General features: G+C 68.5%; 14 protein-coding genes and 4 pseudogenes. 6 read left to right on the forward strand and 12 right to left on the reverse strand.

Annotated elements, in window-relative coordinates:
- Positions 1-107: 107 nt before the first annotated feature.
- Both ACFYOY_RS46095 and ACFYOY_RS46100 read right to left on the reverse strand, forming a co-directional pair.
- Positions 108-366 (reverse strand): annotated as a pseudogene (locus ACFYOY_RS46095) (integrase); the annotation flags it as partial.
- A gap of 53 nt (positions 367-419) precedes the next feature.
- Positions 420-1,985 (reverse strand): FMN-binding glutamate synthase family protein, encoded by a 1,566-nt coding sequence (locus tag ACFYOY_RS46100; protein WP_351901936.1) that lies wholly within the window; start codon positions 1,983-1,985, stop codon positions 420-422.
- 430 nt (positions 1,986-2,415) lie between these two features.
- Between ACFYOY_RS46100 and ACFYOY_RS46105 the strand changes: the two genes are divergently transcribed.
- A complete protein-coding gene (locus ACFYOY_RS46105) occupies positions 2,416-3,045 on the forward strand; it encodes a restriction endonuclease (RefSeq protein WP_351901938.1) in 630 nt (209 codons plus the stop codon).
- Positions 3,046-3,063: 18 nt separating this feature from the next.
- On the opposite strand, the gene ACFYOY_RS46110 is transcribed toward ACFYOY_RS46105, so the two are convergent.
- The 6 genes and pseudogenes from ACFYOY_RS46110 to ACFYOY_RS46135 all read right to left on the reverse strand — a co-directional run bounded on the left by ACFYOY_RS46110 (position 3,064) and on the right by ACFYOY_RS46135 (position 8,743).
- Positions 3,064-3,189, reverse strand: a complete 126-nt coding sequence (locus tag ACFYOY_RS46110; RefSeq protein ID WP_388593913.1) for an ANTAR domain-containing protein — start codon at positions 3,187-3,189, stop codon at positions 3,064-3,066.
- Positions 3,190-3,556: 367 nt separating this feature from the next.
- Positions 3,557-5,155 (reverse strand): MDR family MFS transporter, encoded by a 1,599-nt coding sequence (locus ACFYOY_RS46115; RefSeq protein WP_388593969.1) that lies wholly within the window; start codon positions 5,153-5,155, stop codon positions 3,557-3,559.
- 162 nt (positions 5,156-5,317) lie between these two features.
- Positions 5,318-6,019, reverse strand: coding sequence for a TetR family transcriptional regulator (locus ACFYOY_RS46120; protein WP_351901942.1), 702 nt, complete (start codon positions 6,017-6,019; stop codon positions 5,318-5,320).
- A gap of 61 nt (positions 6,020-6,080) precedes the next feature.
- Positions 6,081-6,350 (reverse strand): annotated as a pseudogene (locus ACFYOY_RS46125) (cytochrome P450); the annotation flags it as partial.
- 265 nt (positions 6,351-6,615) lie between these two features.
- Positions 6,616-8,091, reverse strand: a pseudogene (locus tag ACFYOY_RS46130) (acyl-CoA carboxylase subunit beta); the annotation flags it as partial.
- The gene (locus ACFYOY_RS46135) at positions 7,973-8,743 is read right to left on the reverse strand and encodes a methylmalonyl-CoA mutase family protein (RefSeq protein ID WP_388593916.1); all 771 of its coding nucleotides are present in this window, start codon (positions 8,741-8,743) and stop codon (positions 7,973-7,975) included. The pseudogene ACFYOY_RS46130 and the gene ACFYOY_RS46135, both read right to left, overlap by 119 nt.
- A gap of 107 nt (positions 8,744-8,850) precedes the next feature.
- Here ACFYOY_RS46135 and ACFYOY_RS46140 point away from each other — a divergent pair, with 107 nt between their 5' ends.
- A complete protein-coding gene (locus ACFYOY_RS46140) occupies positions 8,851-9,534 on the forward strand; it encodes a helix-turn-helix domain-containing protein (RefSeq protein ID WP_351901944.1) in 684 nt (227 codons plus the stop codon).
- 227 nt (positions 9,535-9,761) lie between these two features.
- Complete coding sequence (locus ACFYOY_RS46145) at positions 9,762-11,081, forward strand: cytochrome P450 (protein ID WP_388593920.1); 1,320 nt, start codon at positions 9,762-9,764, stop codon at positions 11,079-11,081.
- 109 nt (positions 11,082-11,190) lie between these two features.
- Here the strand turns inward: ACFYOY_RS46145 and ACFYOY_RS46150 are convergent.
- Positions 11,191-11,404: pseudogene (locus ACFYOY_RS46150) on the reverse strand (FAD-binding protein); the annotation flags it as partial.
- Between the two features lie 89 nt (positions 11,405-11,493).
- On the opposite strand from ACFYOY_RS46150, the gene ACFYOY_RS46155 reads away from it, so the two are divergent.
- Both ACFYOY_RS46155 and ACFYOY_RS46160 read left to right on the forward strand, forming a co-directional pair.
- Positions 11,494-12,063, forward strand: coding sequence for a zinc ribbon domain-containing protein (locus tag ACFYOY_RS46155; protein WP_351901948.1), 570 nt, complete (start codon positions 11,494-11,496; stop codon positions 12,061-12,063).
- A gap of 435 nt (positions 12,064-12,498) precedes the next feature.
- Positions 12,499-14,709: a glycoside hydrolase family 31 protein gene (locus ACFYOY_RS46160; protein WP_388593924.1), complete on the forward strand. Its 2,211-nt coding sequence runs from the start codon at positions 12,499-12,501 to the stop codon at positions 14,707-14,709.
- A 128-nt stretch (positions 14,710-14,837) separates the two neighbouring features.
- On the opposite strand, the gene ACFYOY_RS46165 is transcribed toward ACFYOY_RS46160, so the two are convergent.
- The 3 genes from ACFYOY_RS46165 to ACFYOY_RS46175 all read right to left on the reverse strand — a co-directional run bounded on the left by ACFYOY_RS46165 (position 14,838) and on the right by ACFYOY_RS46175 (position 17,487).
- The gene (locus ACFYOY_RS46165; protein WP_388593972.1) at positions 14,838-15,215 is read right to left on the reverse strand and encodes a transposase family protein; all 378 of its coding nucleotides are present in this window, start codon (positions 15,213-15,215) and stop codon (positions 14,838-14,840) included.
- 129 nt (positions 15,216-15,344) lie between these two features.
- Complete coding sequence (locus ACFYOY_RS46170; protein WP_388593926.1) at positions 15,345-16,820, reverse strand: sensor histidine kinase; 1,476 nt, start codon at positions 16,818-16,820, stop codon at positions 15,345-15,347.
- Positions 16,807-17,487 carry a response regulator transcription factor gene (locus ACFYOY_RS46175; protein ID WP_351901952.1) on the reverse strand — a complete coding sequence of 227 codons (681 nt, stop codon included), beginning with the start codon at positions 17,485-17,487 and terminating at the stop codon, positions 16,807-16,809. Before ACFYOY_RS46175 ends, ACFYOY_RS46170 begins: the two co-directional genes overlap by 14 nt.
- A 128-nt stretch (positions 17,488-17,615) precedes the next feature.
- Between ACFYOY_RS46175 and ACFYOY_RS46180 the strand changes: the two genes are divergently transcribed.
- Positions 17,616-19,145, forward strand: coding sequence for a hypothetical protein (locus ACFYOY_RS46180; protein ID WP_388593929.1), 1,530 nt, complete (start codon positions 17,616-17,618; stop codon positions 19,143-19,145).
- Positions 19,146-19,842 lie beyond the last annotated feature (697 nt).

Genomic DNA, 19,842 nt, shown 5'->3' on the forward strand with positions numbered 1-19,842 from the left:
AGCGGGTACTTCCTCGGGGCAGGCATCGTCAGAGCTCCTCTCGTGAGCCCCATCTGACCTGCTGTCACCTCTCCCCGCATCTCGGGGGAACCTCAGATCGGGTACCGCAGCTCGCCCTGGATCCGCCTGTGACCCCACCCCGCGTTTTCCCGGGCCAGGCGCAGTATCAGCTTCCTGAGCGCCGCCCTGATCTGTGGTCGCCCGGTCCGGCCGCGCGCTGTAGTCCCATTTCGCCGCGATGAACCTGCGATGCCAGGTAAACAGTGTGGCGGGCGTGACCGGGAAGACCTCACGCCACCGGCAGCGGGGTATCAGGCCCGACAACGCAGCCAGCCAGAACCGGTCAACGGGCTCATGCCGGACCATGCCGTGAATCTGACGACGCAGCACCGCGTTCTGCGGACCTGTGCCGTGCCGGGTCAGACGGTGAACTGGCCGGGGTTGGCGGCAGCCCAGTCCTCGGCCCACGTCGCCGGGGGCTCGGTGAGCAGCTGCCCCGGAGCCAGCCACTCGTACAGCTCCGCGTGGGAGCGGACGGTGAAGGGGTCGACTCGCGTCCGCAGCATGTGCGGACGCAGCTCGGCGGGGTCATGGACGCCCATGGACGCCATGATCTGCATCGCGCCGTACACCGTGGCCCGCTGGAACCGCTCCACGCGCGCCGACTTGTCACTCACGTCCAGGGCACGGGCCCGCCGAGGATCCTGCGTGGCCACCCCGACGGGGCAGGTGTTGGTGTGGCAGCGCTGGGCCTGGATGCACCCGGTGGCGAACATCATCGCCCGCGCCGCGTTGGTGTAATCCGCCCCCTGCACCATCCGCTTCACCATGTCGCTCCCGGTGGCCACCTTGCCGCTGGCGCCGACTCTGATCCGGTCCCGCAACCCGGTGCCGACCAGCGCGTTGTGCACCGTGATCAGGCCCTCGGTCAGCGGCGTGCCAACATGGTCGGCGAACTCCAGCGGGGCCGCGCCGGTGCCCCCTTCGGCCCCGTCCACCACGATGAAGTCCGGAGTGACGCCCTCGCTCAGCATGGCCTTGCACACGGCCAGAAACTGCCGCCGCGAGGTGAGGCACAGCTTGAAGCCGGTGGGCTTGCCACCCGCCAGCTCCCGCATCCGGCCGATGAACCGCACCAGCTCGCGGGGTGTGGAGAACACCCGATGGTACGGCGGTGACACCACCGTCTGCCCCCGCGGCACCTCGCGCACCTTCGCGATCTCCGCGTTGACCTTGCTGCCCGGCAGCACTCCGCCCATGCCCGGCTTCGCGCCCTGCGACAGCTTGAGGGAAACACACTTCACCTGGTCATGGGCCGCCTTCTCGGCGAACATGGCCGCATCGAAGTCACCGTCGTCCGTCCGGCACCCGAAATACCCGGTCCCGATCTCCCAGATCAGATCGCCACCGTGGCGCAGATGGTATTCCGAAAGACCACCCTCACCCGTGTCCTGCGCGAAACCACCCAGGGCCGCACCACGGTTGAGCGCGAGGATCGCGTTGGCCGACAGAGATCCGAAGCTCATCGCCGAGATGTTCAACAGCGCCATCTCGTAAGGCTTGGCACAGTCCGGCCCGCCAACCCGGACCCTGGGCGGCTGGTCCGGCGTGGCCTTGGGCGCCAGCGAAGGGACCAGGAACTCGTACCCCGCCGCACCGACGTCCCGCTCCGTCCCGAACGGCTCCTCGGCGTCCACACCCTTCGCCCGTTCGTACACGATGCTGCGCACATCACGGTCGTACGGGCGGCCGTCGTAGTCGCGCTCGATGAAGTACTGCTGCAGCTCCGGCCGTAGCGCCTCCAGCAGGAACCGCAGATGGCCCAGTAGCGGATAGTTGCGCAGGACGGAGTGCTCGCGCTGCACCACATCCCGGACCGCCACGGCCGTCATGGCCGCCGCCACCACGACCAGAAGCCACCACCACGGCGATACCCACCACGCGAGCGCCGCGCCGAGCGCCATCGTCAGGGCAGGACCAGTCATCAATACGAGTCTCAGCACGTCGCACGGCTACCCCACTCGCACCAGTCGATGCGGTTACCTCCGCCGGATCGAACCGGACCGTGTGCGAAGTGTGCGCACGGCCTGCCGGATGACCGCCACGGCGGACACTCCATGGGGACCTCGGCCGAGCCGGGACGGGGCGCCGGTCGGGCGCTTCCTCCGGGACAACCCGATGAGGCGCAGTCCCCGGTCCAGGCGGTGCAGGGCGGAAGTCATGGCAGATATCCCATCGTCAGAATGGCGAACATGTCGGGGCACCCGACTATCGGCTTCCCCTCAGCTGACGCGCTATGCGTGGTGGATACGTCGGCCCGCCACACCGCTGATTTTGCAGCGGGTGTGGAGGCGGCGTACCGGGGCAGTCGGCAGTGACGATCTTGATGTCACCACGCGAGGGGGACCGTCACCCATGGCCACTTCCGGCCGTCGGCCGCGCATCGAGCGTCAGTACGCCTTCAGCCTGCGGAATCTCTCAGTCTGCTTCGGGCTGATCGCCATCGTCGTCTTCGCGGTGGGGGTCACCGTAAGAGCCGCCGGCGGCGCGACCGACGCCCAACCTGCCGCCGTGGCCGTGGGACTGCTGACTCTTCTGGCCGCCGTCATGATGCGCCACCGCCGTACGGCCACCGCTTCCCCCGAGGAGGATTCCCTCGGAGCAGCCGACTTCGAGGCGATGACGGCCAGTGAGTTCGAGCAGGCGGTGGCGGACCTGTGTGAACGGGACGGCTGCCAGGTCAGCCGCGTGGAGGGCGGCGCGGGCGACCTGGGCGCGGACGTCCTCGCCACCGCCCCCGACGGCCGGCGCATCGTCATCCAGTGCAAGCGGTACGACTCGACTCACAAGGTCGGCTCGCAGGATGTTCAGCGCTTCGGCGGAACGTGCTTCGCCGTTCACGACGCCCAGATCGCCGCGGTGGTCACGACCAGCGAGTTCACCAAGCCCGCCGCCGAGTACGCCACGCAGTGCGGAATCCTGTGCGTCGACGGGCAGGAGCTCGCCACGTGGGCAAGCACGGGCCCGGCTCCGTGGACGGAGTAACGCAACGGCGCCATCCCGTCAGTCTCTGTTGCCGATGTCGCCTCGCTCGCAGATCTGCCGGGCGATGTCCCGCAGCTTGATGTTGCGTTCCTGGGACACGCGCCGCAGTAGGCTGAAGGCCTCGTCCTCGCTAAGGCGTTCCATGAGGATGCCCATTGCCTCGCCGATGGTGCGCCGGGTGGCCAGGGCGTGCTGGAGCTGGTCGGCGGTGCGGGGCGCTGGAGAAGGCGACCGCGGTGTGCGAGGCCAGCAGCCGGCCCGTGGTCTCGCTGCCCTCGGTGAACGCCGCGGCCGCCGCGCGTAGAGATTCAGGGAGTCGAGTTCCTCTTCCCGCGTGGGACCGGACGGCTGCGCAGCGCGGCGTCGAAGCACGGGCCCTCGGCGAGTCCGTACGCGTGGACTTCGGCAAGGTGGTAGGCCGAGGACCGCAGGGCGGTCGCAGTTGGCGTGGCGCAAGGTGCCCCGGCCGATGTTCGCGGGGGCCGGGGCGCCTCTATGCCGTAGGCGTGCATCAGTTGGCGTGGGCTACCTGGCTGGTGCCGGTCTCCGTGGCGCTGTCGGCCTGTCGGCGAGGGCCGGATGTGGCGTCGCCGGACTCCTCGGCGAGCCGCTCCATGCCGCTGGTGGTCTTGAGCGGCTTTTCCTTGATGAGCAGGACGGCGATCAGGGCGAGCAGTGCGAAGGGCGTGGCGACAAGGAAGAGGTCGCCGGTGGCGACCCCGTAGGCGTGCTCCACGATGGCCCGCATCGGCGCCGGCAGAGTGCTCATGTCCGGGACGCCGTGACCGGCGGACTGGCCGGCGCCGGCCGGGGCGCCCGTCTCCTTCAGGCTTTTGGTGATCTCGTCCGTGACGCGATTGGCCAGGATCGCGCCCAGCACGCTGGTACCGATGGTGCCGCCCATGCTGCGGAAGAAGGACACCACGGAGGTGGCGGCGCCCAGTTCGGCCGCGGGGACGTCGTTCTGCGCGGCCAGCACCAGGTTCTGCATCAGCATGCCGACGCCGACCCCGAGCACCGCCATGTAGAGGCTGAGCAGGCCGAAGTGGGTGTCAGCTCCTATCGTGGAGAGCAGACCGAGGCCCACGGTCATCACCGCGGCGCCCGCCACGAGATACACCTTCCACTTGCCGGTCGTGCTGATGAGCTGCCCGGCGACCGTGGAGGAGACCAGCAGCCCCAGGATCATGGGCAGGCTCATCAGGCCCGCGACCGTCGCGGACTTGCCGAGGGAGACCTGGAAGTACTGCGAGAGGAAGACCGTGCCGCCGAACATGGCCACACCGACCAGCAGGCTGGCGACGGTGGTCAGGGCCACGGTGCGGTTGCGGAAGATGTCCAACGGGATGATCGGCTCTACGGCACGCGACTCGACGTACACCGCTACAGCGAGGAGCACCACGCCCGTGATGGTCAGGGCGGCGGTCTGCCAGGAGGCCCAGTCGAACTGGTTCCCCGCCAGCGAGACCCAGATGAGCAGCGAGCAGATCCCCGCGACGATCAGGAAGGCACCCAGGAAGTCGATCCGCACCTTGCGGCGGAGGGTGGGCAGCTTCAAAGTGAACTGCAACAGCACGATGGCCAGCAGCGCGAACGGGACGCCGATGAAAAAGCACCAGCGCCAGCCGAGCCACGAGGTGTCCACCAGCACGCCACCAATCAGCGGCCCGGCCACGGTGCCGACGGCGAAGACCGCGCCGAAGATGCCGGAGTACTTGCCGAGCCGGCGGGGCGGGATGATGGCCGCCATCACGACCTGGGCCAGGGCGGTGAGCCCACCCGCGCCGATGCCCTGTGCGACCCGGCTGAAGATCAGCAGCCCAACGTCATGGGAGAACCCCGCCAGCAGCGAGCCGACCACGAACATGCCCAGGGAGAGCTGGAGCAACAGCTTCTGGTTGTACAGGTCGGACAGCTTGCCCCACAACGGTACCGTCGCCGTCATGGCCAGCAGTTCGGCGGTGACGACCCAGGTGTAGGAAGACTGGCTGGCCCCCAGGTCGGCGATGATCCGGGGCAGCGCGTTGGAAACCACGGTTCCGGCCAGAATGGCGACGAACATACCGGCCATCAGCCCGGACATGGCCTGGAGTATCTGCCGGTTGGACATGGGGGCGGGGGGCGCCTGCTCCGGCGCCGGTAATGAGTTCACAACATCTCTCTCACGTTCGGTGGCTGTTCGCGTACGCGCCGACAAGGGCCATACCGCGGTGTGCTCGGGCATACAGGGGGCGCGGGCTCGGTCGGGGCCAGGTGTGCGCTCCGAAGAGGGTCAGTACCGTCGGGCGTCCCCGGACGGTGTCGGCAGCCCGGCGGCAAGATGCTCGAACACCTCCTGGAAGACGTCCAAGAAGGCGATGTCGTCCTGCCGGACGCACCAGTACTCGCCGGCGATCCGGACAGCCATGACGCCGACAGCGGCCAGCAGCTGCGGGTACAGGTCCAGCGCCAGCCTCCGCTCCTCCTCTTCGGACGCGGGGGGCGTAGCAGAGGCGCCGGGGTGAGATGGCGAGCCGGTGCCCATACGCTGGGCGAGTGCTTCGGCCAGGGCGAGCTCGTCCGCCGTGTGGACGCCGAGAGCGCGCACGAGGAGACGCGGCGACCTGCGCAGCACCACGCCGTAGAGCTTCCACAGCCGGTGCTGCTCCTCGACCTCCGCCAGCTCTGCCGCCAAGGCCTCGCGCAGCGCTTCCAACGGGGAAAGGCCAGGCGGCGCTTCGAGCACCGCGCGCCGGACACGAGCACTCGACTCCGCGCCGATCATGACGAAGACGTCGTCACGGCAATCGAAGTAGTTGAAGAACGTGCGCGGAGAGACCCCCGCCGCCGCACTGATCGCTTCGACGGTGACGTGCTCGGCGCCGTGTTCCGCCGCCAGCCGCACCGCCGCTTCCACCAGGGCTGCACGTGTAGCCCGCTTCTTGCGCTCCCTCAGCCCGCCCCCGGCGGAACTTCCCTCTGCCATGCATTGCATGGTACGTAAAAATGCAGAGTCTGCAAAAATTACCTCGCCGGTGTGCTGTCGCCTGTGTGGAGACAGGCAGAGGGGCCTTCATCTCGGTGCGAGCCAGGCATTGGCCGAGGCAGGAGTGGGCTCCGGCGCCGAAGGTGAGATGGGGGTTGGGGCTGCGGATGAGGTCCATCCCGTCCGGGTCGGTGGAGACCCGCCCGTCGCGGTTGGCGGCGGACAGGCCACAGAAGGCGGTGGTGCCGCTGGGCAGCAGCGTTCCGTCGAGGTCGACGTCCTCGGTCAGATAGCGCCGCATGCCGAAGCCGCCCGGATTGGCGTCGGAGCGCAGCACCTCCGGTCTGCCACGGTCCGAGGAGACCTGCCTCGGCTGGCCGACGGAGTAGGGGCATGAGGGCAGCGGTCCTGCACGACAAAGGACTTGAGGCCTGTGACGTCGAGCCGACCATGGGACGGCCGACTCGGTGTGGGTAAGCCCACTTCCGTGCGATCAGGCGGGGGTGGCGGCGTCGGACACAATGCCGGGCGCGGCCGGGCGGGCCGGCTCCTCGAGGCTCGTGTTGCCCCGTACGACTCTGATCGTCACAGCGGCTCCTTACAGGGGGTAGGTTGCCGTGCTTCTTGGGCGGCGGGGACGCGCGCTTCGTGCGTAGCTGGCGCGGGCCGCGTACGACGTGGCGGCGGGTGTCGGACGGCATGATCACGGAGTCGATGTAGCCGCGCTCGGCCGCGATGTAGGGGGTGAGGAGGGTGTCCTCGTACTCCTGGATGAGGCGGGCGCGGACCGCCTCAGCGGTTTCGGCGTTCTCGCCGTTCGCCTCGGCCTCGGCGATCGTGCGGCGGTGCAGGACGTTGACCGCGCCCTGGGCGCCATGACGGCGATCTGGGCGGTCGGCCAGGTGAGGTTGAGGTCGGCGCCGAGGTGCTTGGAGCCCATGACGTCGTCGGCGCCGCCGAAAGCCTTGCGAGTGATGACCGTGATGAGCGGGACGGTCGCCTCGGCGTAGGCGTAGAGGAGCCTAACGCCGCGGCGGATGATGCCGTCGTGCTCCTGGTCCACGCCCGGGAGGAAGCCGGGGACGTCGACGAAGGTGGTGATCGGGATGTTGAAGGCGTCGCAGGTGCGGACGAAGCGTGCGGACTTCTCGGAGGCGTCGATGTCGAGGCGGCCGGCGAACTGCATCGGCCGGTTGGCGACACTGCCGACCGGGTGACCCTCGGCCCGGCCGAAGCCGGTCAGGATGTTCGGCGCGAAGAGTGGCTGCGTCTCCAGGAACTCGGCGTCGTCCAGGACGTGTTCGATGACGGTGCGCATGTCGTACGGCTGGTTGGCGCTGTCCGGGACGATCGTGTCCAGCTCGCGGTCCTCGTCGGTGACCAGGAGGTCCGCTTCCTCCGGGTATACCGGGGCCTCGGAGAGGTTGTTGGGCGGCAGGTACGGCAGCAGCTGCTTGACGTACTCGATGGCGTCCTTCTCGTCTCCCGCCATGTGGTGCGCCACGCCGGACGTCGAGTTGTGGGTGCGGGCGCCGCCAAGCTCCTCGAAGCCGACGTCCTCACCGGTGACGGTCTTGATGACGTCGGGGCCGGTGATGAACATGTGCGAGGTCTGGTCGGCCATGACCGTGAAGTCGGTGATGGCGGGGGAGTGGACCGCACCGCCGGCACACGGGCCACGACCAGGTTGATCTGCGGGATCACTCCGGAGGCTGGGTGTTGCGGCGGAAGATCTCGCCGTAGGCGCCGAGGGCGGCGACACCCTCCTGGATGCGGGCGCCGCCGAAGAGGGTGAAGTCCTGGGAGAAGACGGCGACGGGGCGCCCGTAGACCGTGCCGTAGCCGGTGACGACGCCGCCTCCGTAGGGGCGGTTCTTCTCCAGCCCGAAGTTGGTGGACCGGTGCTGGGCGAACTCGTCGAGTTCGACGAAGGACCCTTCGTCGAGAAGGAGCTCGATCCGCTCACGAGCCGTCAGTTTGCCCTTGGCGTGCTGCTTCTCGACGGCGCGTTCCGAGCCGGCGCGTGTCGCTTCCTGGACGCGGCGCCGGAGATCCGCGAGCTTGCCCGCGGTGGTACGAATGTCGATGCCTGTCGGCTCTGCGGGGGCACTCACCATGTGATTCCCTTCTGGGCGATCCGGTCGGCGACTCGGCCCGCGGTGGGCACAGGCATGTGTGCTTCCCCTGATGGGAACCGCTTGGCCATCGGCGTCGGTGAACAGTGCGGCGGGGCGGCCTGCGGGTGAGGCGAGGCGGGCAGTCCGGCGCCTGGCGGTACCCGGACGTCTTCGCGTCTGGGCGTCTTGGGCCGGAACGCACCGCTCGGTAGCGGGGGTCGGCGTGGCAGGCCGTACGCAAGGGCCATGGAAGGGCCTCCGGAGTCGATGGCAACGATCCCCGCAAGCGGGGCCGTCTCCTGGTCAGAACGCGTCGACGGGCACGTCTGCGCGTAGCTCCTCCGCGTCGGCAGGCCCGAAGGCCACGCTCGGGCGGCCCCGTGCCTGCGCGGACCAGCTCGTGGTAGCGCTTGTCGGGCTCCTTCGCCGGGCCGAATCCCGTGTACCGCCGCATCGTCCAGGGTCGGCCCATGTGCATCGTCGGGTGCACACCGCGGGTGAACGGGAACTGCCCCGGGGCGCCCAGCTCGGCGTCCGCGTCGAAGCCCGCGAGCGCCCAGCCGTCGTAGAGCGGCTGGATCGGCAGGTCGGACTCGCTCCGTGCAACGGAATCCACGCCGGCACCACCTCCCCTTCGGTACTCAATATCTCTTGGAAGGTACTCAGTACCGCCATGTGGGGCAAGTGGCGTCTGGGTAGGAAGACGAGGAAAGATGAGCGGTTATGAGCAAGCCACCTGCGCGGATCCGACTGGCAGAGGCCGCGTTCGCCCTCTTCGACGAGCGCGGATACGAGCAGACGACCGTCGATGACATCGCCGAGCGGGCGGGGCTCGGGCGTACGACGTTCTTCCGGAACTACCGCTCCAAGGAAGACGTCATCTTTCCCGACCACGACCGCCTTCTGGCGTTGATGGGGGATCGCCTGGCGACTTCCAGCCACAGCACCGCCCTGATCGCGGTGTCGGACGCCGTGCGCCTGGTGCTGCTGCATTACCTCGACGAAGGCGATCTCGCGAGGCGGCGATACGCGCTCACCAGCAAGGTGGCGGCCCTTCGTGACCGGGAGATCGCCAGTGTGGCCCGCTACCAGCGGCTGTTCCGCGAGTTCATCGCGGACTGGATGGGCGACCCGACGGAGTCGGCGTCCCTGAGGGCCGAACTCATGGCAGCGGCGGTGGTCGCCGCCCACAACCACGTACTGCGCCGATGGCTCCGAGGAGAGTCCTCCGACCCGGTCGCCGAGGTGGACGAGGCGATGCGTGAGGTGCTCGCCCTCTTCCCGGCGCCCGGTTCCCCGCCGGAGTCTGGCGCTGGCAGCACTGTCGTCGCATTCAGGACCGGACAGGACCTCGACGCCCTGCTCCCCTCGCTGCGACGCCTCGTCGAGGGCGGCGCCGGGCAGTGAAGGGCCGGGTCGCCGTGTGCGTCAGCGCGGTGCGCGCGGCCACGGGGAAGGCTTCTCCGGAGAGCCGCGCGGCGGTCATGAGGGGCACCCGCGGCCCGTTGTAGTTGGCCGCCGATGCTGCGATGACCGACGGGGCCGTCAGGATGGTAGAGTTGACCGGCGAGTAACCGAGTGATGCCGCGCACATAGGGCCGGGGACCATGCCCGACGCGTGTTAGCTTCCGGCCGTGACTTCCCCGGCTCTCGCCTTCGCAGGGGGTACCGGAGCAGCCGGGCGCGGCCCGGCGGCCGGCCCCGGATCTTCCGACACCCGTGATCCGTTGGGTCTGCTCGACCTGTTCGGCGACCCCTTCGTCCGCGACCCCTACCCCTGGCTGGACCTCCTACGGTCCGAGTCTCCCGTGCACCAAGACCCTGCTACTGGGCTGTGGCTGGTCAGCCGCCACCAGGACGTACGCCGGGTCCTGCTCGACCCGGACCGGTTCCTTCCGGACAACGCCCAGCACGCCGTCACCCCGCTGCCCGTCGCCGTGCTCCGGGTCCTCGCCCGCGTCGGCTTCACCCTCCCGCCGGCGCTTGCCAACAACGGCACCCCGAGCCACTCCGGACTGCGCCGAGTGGTCACGCGGTTCTTCAACGCACAGTGTGTCGCAGCCGCCGTACCAGTGATCGAACGTATCGCCGACGAACTGCTCGACGCGGTCCGGTCCCAGTTCGGCTCCACCGGGGGCTGCGACCTGTTCACCTCATTCGCGCAGGTCCTTCCGTGCAGGGTGCTGATGGAACTCCTCGGCATCCAGGGCGTCGGACCGGCCACTCTGGTCCGCTGGAGTGACGCCGCACTGGAGCTGTTCTGGGGCAGGCCGCCACTCGAACGGCAACTGGAGCTGGCACAGCTGGTCGCGGACTTCCATCAGTGGCTCACCGCGACAGTACGCAGCGGCACGGCCCCTTCCGGCTCGTTCATCGCGGCGCTCGCTCGCCACCGCCTGCCCGGCGGCAGGCCACTGGACGTCGAGACCGCCGTCGCCGCGTGCTTCTTCGTCTTCATCGCCGGCCAGTCCACCACCGGGCAACTCATCGCCACCGTGCTGCACCGGGCGTCGGCCGAGCCCGGCATGTGGCCCCGCGTGGCCGGGGAAGCGGGCCTGGCCGAGGCCTGGGTGGAAGAGGTTCTGCGGCGCGAGCCGCCGGTGACCACATGGCGCCGGGTGACCGCGCAGGCCACTCGACTGGGCGGGGTACGGCTGCCGGCGGGCGCGCAGGTGCTGCTGATGCTCATGGGCAGCGGATCCGACCCCGAGGTCTTCCCGAAGCCGGAACGGATGTGCCCGTACCGGCCGAACATCCGCCACCACCTGGCTTTCGGTGCCGGTCGCCACCGCTGCCCTGGCGCTTCCTTGGCACGCACGGAGGCGGCGGTGGCTCTGCGGGCGGCAGCACGCGGCCTTCCGGACATCCGACCGGCGGCCGGGACGGCGGAACCACGCATGCTCGGCCTCCTGTCGTTCAGAGCGCCATTGAAGGTGGCGGTGGAGCAGCCATAGGCGGTATCGCGGCGCCGGGGTGCCGGAGTCGGTGAGCCTGGTTTGAACGGGCCGATGCTTCCGTGACCGGGGTGGTTACGGAAGCATCGGCCACCCTGAGGGCGTTGCCGTCCACCGCGGCACGCGAGGCGCCGACAGCCGTGTCGAGGGGTCGGCGAGGCCTCGGCGATCGTTAAGTTCTCGGCACCGCCCACGCCTCGGCCGCCGGAGACCACGATCGCGGCCTCGGCCAGCTCCGGACGCCCCGTCGACTCACGCGGCGTGCGGCCGGTGACCTCGGTGCCGGTGGCCTGGGCGGCGAAGGGGACGGACAGGGTCTCGACCCTCCGCGGTCCCGTTTATCCTGCTGCACCCTTCGTAAGACGGAACTGCGTTCTTTACTGGTGGGACTCAGTGCCATATTCTGTCTGCTGTGCACTTCACCGCGGCGGTGTTGACGTGCCACAGCCGTGACCATGGCGTCCCTTCGCCTCCCGGCGCGCGGCTGTCCGGATTCCTCAGGACGGGGGCGGGGAGACATATCGTGTTCCATGCACCGATCGAAACCGCGGACGGCGCCGCCGTTGAACGAGATGGCCCGAACGCCGTAGCGCCCGTCGCCCTGGACTGCCGTGACCCGATGCCGCACAGAGGGGTATGGGAAGGGGAGCTGTACTTCCAGCGCTGCAGCTGGTGTCAGACCGCGGTCTTCCGCCGCCTGCTGTGTCCTGTCTGCGCCTCCACCGATTGCGTCTGGGAACGCAGTGGCGGCGTCGGTGTCATTCACCATGTCCTCGTCATGGGCCGCAGTATCAGGAGACCGTGGGGGATCGCGATAATCGGCATGAGGGAAGAATTCTCCCTGCGCTGCAAGGTCCTCGGCGCACGGGCGCTCCACGTCGGGACCATGGTGCGCCTGGCTGCGGGCCTCGAGTCCGACTCGCAGGGTCTCGTCTTCCGCCTCTGTGACTCCGCCGACGTGAGCAACGGTGCGCTCTGCTGATCGGCGAACTCTTCGAGGACCTCGACGCGCTTGGCCACAGCCCGAGCGTGGCCGCCTGCCAGACAAGCCGCCGGGGACGGCCGTCCGCGCCGGCTCCCTCCGCCGGAGAGACTCCGGCGTCTGACCCGGTCGGTGATCCTGAGCTGAACCCGGTCCGCCCCGCGCACTCGATCCGCTGAGGTAGCGAAGCCGCTCGAAACGGGCGTGATTGACGCAGCATTTACCATTGCCTCTTTCCCGGTTCGTTGCTTTGTGAATGGGCTCGCAGCCCCGGAGAGACCCCCGTCTCCAGGAGTTACGGGGAACGATGGTGAGGCCGGGAAATCATGGAGGCGAGTGTTGACAGATGACAGTAGTCGCTCGAACATGAACAGAAATAAGCATGATTTTGCAGTGCAGCCCCACGACGTCATGCCCGCCCGCAGGAGGACGTGAGTGCGCACCCGCCCGCGCAGACTGCGCAAAACCCGTAGGTTCGTCATGTTCCCGGCCGCTGCTCTCGCCCTGACGCTCATGCCGTCCGTGGCCGGCCCCCTCGCCACGCCGGCGCGGGCGGACCCCGCTGTCCGCGCGAAGGTGACCCATGACCCAGGTGTCCTCGCCGTGTCCGTGCCAGCCACGAGGAAGACCCCCGGCTACACCGTCGACATCGCCACCGACGAGTTCGCCCTCAGCACCGAGCGCGCCGGTAAGGCCGTGCTCAGCACCGCACGCGGTGACACGGGGGGCCTGCGCTTCCGGTCCGGGGGCCACTGGCAGCACGCGACCGAGGTCACCGACTGGAGATGGAAGGACGGCGTCCTCACCCTCACCGCGGACACCACACTCGACGGCGCCACCGTCACGGCGCGGCTGACGCCCACCTCGGACCGCTACCAGCTCGACTGGGATGTCGAGGGCGGCAGCCCCGACCAACTCGGCCTCGCCTACGACCTGTCATCGGGAGGCCACTGGTACGGTCACGGCGAGGCGGAGACCCCGCAGGGCGGCCCCGGTGTCAACCAGCCTTGGCCGCTCGACACCGGCGAGGTCGACCACGAGACCTTCGGCCCGGCCTCGTACAACATGATCGACCCGTTCTGGTACACCTCCAGTTCGACCGGTCTCCGGGTCGACACCGGGAGTGTCATGGACGTGACGCTCGACACGGACAAGGACGGCCTGGGGCGCTTCACGGTCGAGTCGCCCGACACCTACAAGGCCACCGTGTTCGTCGAGTCGACCCCGCTGGAGGTCTACCGCGACTACATTGGCATCGTCGGCAAGCCGAGCAAGAGCGATGCCACGTACGAGCAGTACGCCAAGCCGTTGTGGAATTCTTGGGCGCAGTTCTACACAAAGGTCGACCAGGAGAAACTGCTCGACTACGCCACCGACCTCCACGACAACGGTCTGGACGGGCACACCATCCAGCTCGATGACAAGTGGGAGTCGAACTACGGCAATCTCACCTGGGACCCGAAGACCTTCCCTGATCCCAAGGGCATGTCCGACAAGATCCATGGCATGGGGTTCGACTTCGGCCTCTGGGTCACCCTGTGGATCAACCTGGACTCCGACAACTACCAGTACGCGGTGGACCACGGCTATCTGCTCATGGACGCCATGGACACGAGCAAGCCGTGCGAAGTGACCTGGTGGAACGGCCAGGCCGGAATCATCGACCTGGCGAACCCCGACGCCAAGGCCTGGTACGAGGGCAACCTCAAGAAGCTCATGGACACCTATGACATCGACGGGCTGAAGTTCGACACCCGCTTCTTCGACGAGAAGTGCGCGCCGCGCGAAGGTCACCAGGCCACGGACTACCAGAAGCTCGGCACGCAGCTCGCCGACGAGTACGACCTCCAGGGCGCGGGCATCCGGGTGCACTGGAACCAGACGGCTCACGAGGCCGGCTTCGTCACCCGCCAGGTCGACAAGGGAACCGGCTGGGATTCCCTGCGCGCTTCCGTCACCCAGAACCTGGCGATCTCCACCATCGGCTACCCGTTCGTCGAGTCCGACATGATCGGTGGCTCCGGCGGTCAGCCCGCACCGTTCAAGAACGTACTGGTGCGATGGGCGCAGTCCGCCTCGCTGATGCCGCTGATGTACGCCTCGACATCACCGGTGGACACCAATGACACCACCACCGGGCAGAAGGTGGACTACGACCAGGAGACGGTCGACCTCTACCGGCAGGCTATCGAGACGCACAAGAAGCTCGCCCCGTACATTTGGGACCAGGTTCAGAGCACCCTGAAGACCGGCGACCCGATCATGCGCCCGCTGTTCTTCGAGTTCCCGAAGGACGAGGAGAGTTACGCCGTCACCGACGAGTGGATGCTCGGCCCGGCCGTGCTCGCTGCGCCCAAGCTGAGCACCGGCGCCACCCGGACCATCCATCTGCCGCCCGGCACCTGGTACGACGTCAACCAGGGCGCGGTCATCCGCGGCCCCAAGACCCTCAAGGGGTACGCGGCGCCGCTCGGCGTCACCCCGGCGTTCGTCAACCTCAAGGCCAAGGGCGCCGCCAAGGCCATCAAGGCTCTGAAGCGCGACGACGTCCCGGCCGCCTCCGTCCTGATCAGCCCCGACGTCCCGGCCACCGGCTCTGGTACGCCCTTCGAGGTGACCACTGAGGTGACCAACTGGTCCACCTAGGCCATCAGGAGCGCGCGGGTGGCATTGAGTTGTGTTCATCTTGAACGTGCAGGTCACGGGGGTGGCATGGATGGGTGAGGTCATGCTCGTGCTGGTCGGCGGCGGCTGTCCGCGGTGAAGATCGTCGGTCAGCGGGCGATCTCGTGCCAGTTGAGGACCATCAGCGCGCGGACGAGCCGGGTGGCCCACTTCACGTCGAGGCGGAGCCGGGTCAGTACGCGCCAGTTCTTCAGGTGTGTGAAGGCGTGTTCGCAGACGGCTCGTTCTGCGGCGATCAGCTGGTTGACCTGCTTCTTCGCGGGCGGGAGCTTCTTGCCCTCGGGCTTCTTGTAGCCGGTGACGACCGCCGGGTCGCTGCTGTCGTCGCCACCACCGCCGAGGCCGACGAAGCCGAGGTCGGCGATCGCGGCGAGGCCGGCCGCACAGAGTCGGCCGACCAGGTCGTCGTGGCGGCAGGCCGTGATCTCCCAGCCGCGCGCGGGTCGGGCGGTGGAGGTCCACAGCAGCCGGGCTCAGCCAGGTGGCGGGTGAAGTGGGTGATCGTTTCTGTGGCAGTGGCAGTGGCAGTGGCAGTGGCAGTGGGCGTGGTCATCCGGTGGTCTTCCGGTTCCGAAGGGCTGCCGCGGTGAAGCGCGTTATTTCTCGGCCGGGGTGGGGGCTTGGGGAAGGCGTAGCTGGAAGCATGCTCCGAGGGTCCGGGGGGTAAGGGTCAGGGTGCCTCGGTGGCGGTGGGCCAGGTCGCGGGCGATGGCGAGGCCCAGGCCGGTGCCGCCGTGGTCGCGGGAGCGGGCGTCGTCGAGTCGGACGAAGCGTTCGAAGATGCGCTCGGCGTCCTCGGTGGGCACGCCCGGCCCGTCGTCGTGCACCGTGAGGATGACAAAAGCGTCCTGGTTTCGGATGGTGATCTGGATGCGGTGTGCCGCGTGGCGGGCGGCGTTGTCGATGAGGTTGCGCAGCAGGCGTTCGTATTCGTCGAGGTTTCCGTGTGCGTGTGCGGGGGCGGTGCTGTCGCAGGTGAGGGTCAACGGTCTTTCGGTGAGGGGGTATTGCTCGGTCAGCCGGGAGGCGAGGGCTGTCAGGTCGACGGTTTCGGCGCCGGCTGTGGGGGTGCGGGTGTCGAGGCGGGCGAGGAGCAGCAGGTCTTCGGCGAGGGCTTGGAGGCGGCGGGTCTGTCGTGCGGCGGTGGTGGCCGCGGCGGGCCAGTCGGTGCGTTCCGGGTAGGCGAGCGCGACTTCCAGGCTGGCCAGCAGTGTGGTGAGGGGGCTGCGCAGTTCGTGGGCGGCGTCCGCGACGAAGCGGCGTTGCTGGGCGGCGGCGTTGTCGAGGCGTTGGAGGGTGGTGTTGATGGTGGTGGCCAGGGCGGTGATCTCGTGTCCCGTGGCCGGGACGATGACGCGTTCGCGGGGGTCGCTCGCGGTGACCGAGGCGGTGAGGACGCGGATGGCTTCGACCGGCCGCAGCGCGATGCGGACGGCGAAGTAGGCGACGGCGGCGATCAGTACGAGGCTGACGAGCCCGGCCCGCAGCAGCAGGCGGTCGGTGGTCTTGGTGATTGCCTCGGCTGTGTGCGGGAGCACCACCACATAGACCCGCAGCTTGGCGTCGGCGGCGACGCCCAGAGCGGCGACTTTGTCGCTGCTCAGTTCATCGGCGCGGATATCGGTGGACATGACCATGTAGGTCCCGCCGGCCATATCGAATCTGTCCCCGGGGTCGTCGTCGGGGCGCACCGGTATGCGGATGGGGCGGATCGTCAAGAGCCTGGGCTCCCTGGCCTCCGATGGGGCGGGCAGCACATGGCGGGTGCCGGGATCGAAGTCGTCCATACCTCCGCCGTAGGCGACAGCGGAGCGCCGGCCGCTCGCGACGACCTCGTACGGCACGGAGCTTCTGCGAACGGGAACCACACCCTCGTTCAGCTGGCCGACGAGAGCCCAGAGCTGTTCCTGGGCTTGATTTTCGGCGATCCGCGTGCCCTCGCGGTAGACGTCGCGGTATACCCACCAGCCGATACCGACCAGGATGACGGCGGCGGCCGAGGCGGCGGCCAGGGCCGCGCGGGCTCGTACCGAACGCGGCCACCAGCGGCGTCGCGGCTCAGTCGCGTTCACGGTCGTCCACCAGCCGGTAGCCGGTACCCCGTACGGTCTGCAGGGACTTGCGGTGGAACGCGGCGTCCACCTTCTTGCGGAGGGCGCTGACGCGCGCCTCCACCAGGTTGGGATCGTGGGCTTCGTCGGGCCACGCGTGATAGAGCAGATCCGTTTTGGAGACCGCCTGGCCCGCCCGGCGGGCCAGCAGCTCCAGCACGGCGAACTCCCGGGGTGTGAGTTCCACCCGGGTCCCGGCCCGGCGGCAGACCCGGCCGGCGACATCCAACGAGAGGTCGCCCACGGCAAGGACGGGCGGGGCGACCGCGGCGGCTCGTCTGACCAGGGCCCGCAGCCGAGCGACGAGCACCATGTAGGAGAAGGGTTTGGCCAGGTAGTCGTCGGCCCCTGTGTCCAGGGCCTCTGCCTGATCCCAGTCGCCGTCCTTGGCGGTGAGTATCAGGATGGGGGTCGCGTTGCCCTCCCGGCGCAGTTGGGCGCAGACCTTGTAGCCGTTGAGCCCGGGCAGCATCAAGTCCAGTACGACAAGGGCGTATTCGCCGGTCCGGGCCATCCACAGTCCGTGCCGGCCGTCATGGGTGAGGTCGACGCTGTAGCCCTCGGCGGTCAGACCGGTGTGCAGGGTGTGGGCAAGGTCCACCTCGTCTTCGACCACCAGGATGCGCATGTGGTGCAGCCTCGCACAGTGCCGGCCCGCCTTCCTGATCGGCCGGTCAGGTTGGGTCAGCATCCGGTCAATGAGGTCCGGGCACGCTGGCGGAGTTTCTTCGCCACTGCTGAAAGGCCCTGTCGCCGATGTCCGTTGATGAACGTGTCCCCGCCGTGGCCAAGGCGGTTTCCCTTCCCGTACCCGCCCGTCGACGATCACCGGGCCCGGCCAAAGCCGTTGTCGTCATCGCGCCCTTGTCGCTGACCATCGCTCTGGGGCTCTGGGGTATCCGCAGGAAGAACACCATGTGGGGGGACGAGTCCGTCACCTATCAGCTCGCGCACCGCGATCTTTCGCAGATATGGCTCACCGCCCAGCATGTTGATCTGGTCCATGCCCTTTACTACGCCGTGATGCATGAGATCTTCGGTCTCTTCGGCGGAGGGCTGCTGACGTTGCGGCTGCCGTCTGTGCTGGCGATGTCCGTGGCGGCGAGCGGAGTCGGGCTTCTGGGGCTACGCCTGGCGGGACCCCGTGCCGGGCTGCTGGCCGGGCTGGTGTTTCCGCTCCTTCCCCAGGTGCAGAAGTACGCGCAGGAAGGCCGCTCGTATGCCATGGTCTGTGCCCTGGTCACCTGGGCCACCTATGCGCTCGTGGTCAGCGTCCCGCATCGCGCCCGGTGGCGGTGGGCGGTCTACGGCTCCACCATGCTGCTGGCCTGTCTGCTCCATGAGTTCGCGGTCCTCGCCCTGATCGCACACGGCGTCACACTGGTCGTCTCCCGTGTTCCACGACCGGTGCTGAGGGCGTGGAGTGTGGCTGCCGCGGGCGTTGTGGCCGGGCTGTTGCCGCTGGCGATCTGCAGTGCGGGGCAGTCGGGGCAGGTGTCCTGGATCGGCGGACCGGTGCGGCTTCGTTATTTCCTGGTTGTGGCGGTCGTGGGCGTGGCGTGTGCCCTGGTACCCCTGGGGGTGAGGGGGCCCGTGCGGCTTTCCGTGCTGGCTGTGCCCATTCTTGTGCTTCCGGGCCTTCTGTTGCTGATCACCTCACTGGTCAAGCCCCTTTTCGTCGACCGGTATGTGCTCTACAGCAATATCGGAATCGCCCTGCTGCTGGGTGCCTGCATGGATGACTTCCACCGGCGGCAGCGGTCTTCCCGCAACGCGTGGATCGCGGCGGTCGCCGTGCTGGCCGCGCTCGTCCCGTCGAGCCTGTCGCTGAGGACGCCCCAGAGCCGGAGCGATGACGTCACCGCCATCGGCGCCACCGTGCGCAAGGAAGGCCGTCCCGGCGACGGGCTGCTCTATCTCTCCGGCCAGCACCGGATCTTGACCGCGGCCAACCCCGAGGACACCCGTTTCCTGACGGATCTGGCCCTGGCACAGGATCCCGTTTCGTCGAACACACTTGCAGGTGTCGAGCTTCCCGCCCAGGATATTGCGGCACGCATGCTGGAATTCGACCGGATCGTCGCGGTCCGCGCGGCGGGTGCGCACTCGCTGGCCAACCCGCGGGAGGAAGCGAAAACAAGCACGCTGCGGCGCCACTTCCACGAGTACGGAACAACTCATGTCAACGGGGCGCGAGTCACCGTCTATGTCCGAGACCACGGCCCGTCCCCGAAGGCCGGTCCTGGATCCAACAGCCCGGGAGCGAGCGGTGGGGTGATGAGGTGACCGCGGCTTGTGCCGGCCCGACCGGCACCACGGCCGTCACGCTGCCTCGACCCGGAGGCCCCGGACCTTGACTTGCCGGTCGCTGCTGCCGTGGCAGGCTGCGGTTGTTCTCCGCCGCTGCCCAACTCATCGCGACCGCACGCCAACGGCGCCTGCGATTCGCCCGCCACTGGCCATGGACGGAAGAGATCACCGACACGATCAGTCGGCTCGGCACCTTCCCGGACCCAGGCTGACCGACAACAGCCCGGGGAAGATCCGGGACGTCGGGGATGTCGGCGATGTCGATCTCCTCGAACCCCGACGAGCAGCAGAGCCACCGACCGGACCGTGGCAACCGGCGCGCACCCGATGCGACGAGCGGGCCGCCTGGGTGCCCGCACACGCACCGCGACGACGAATGGGGCGGCAACCGAAGCTGACGACCGAACACGAAAGGCCGAGGGCAGAGCGAAAGTCAGGTAGCGATTTGGGGAGTGCCAGCCATGCTGGTGCTCTCGGGGATCGCGGCGATCACGTCGATTTCCACTGCTGCGTCCAGGGCCAGGTCGGTGACGCCGACCGTGGCGCGGCTTGGCAATGGGCCACCAAACTACGTCCGGTTTGCCTCATTGAGACCTGTACAGCCTGAACCCGTCCTGGTCAGCGGTGCTGGCGTGGGTGGTGGGTGGCGTACTTGTGCTGGTCGAGGGCGGGA

It is taken from the genome of Streptomyces sp. NPDC007875, assembly GCF_042868035.1.
GTDB lineage: Bacteria > Actinomycetota > Actinomycetes > Streptomycetales > Streptomycetaceae > Streptomyces > Streptomyces antimycoticus.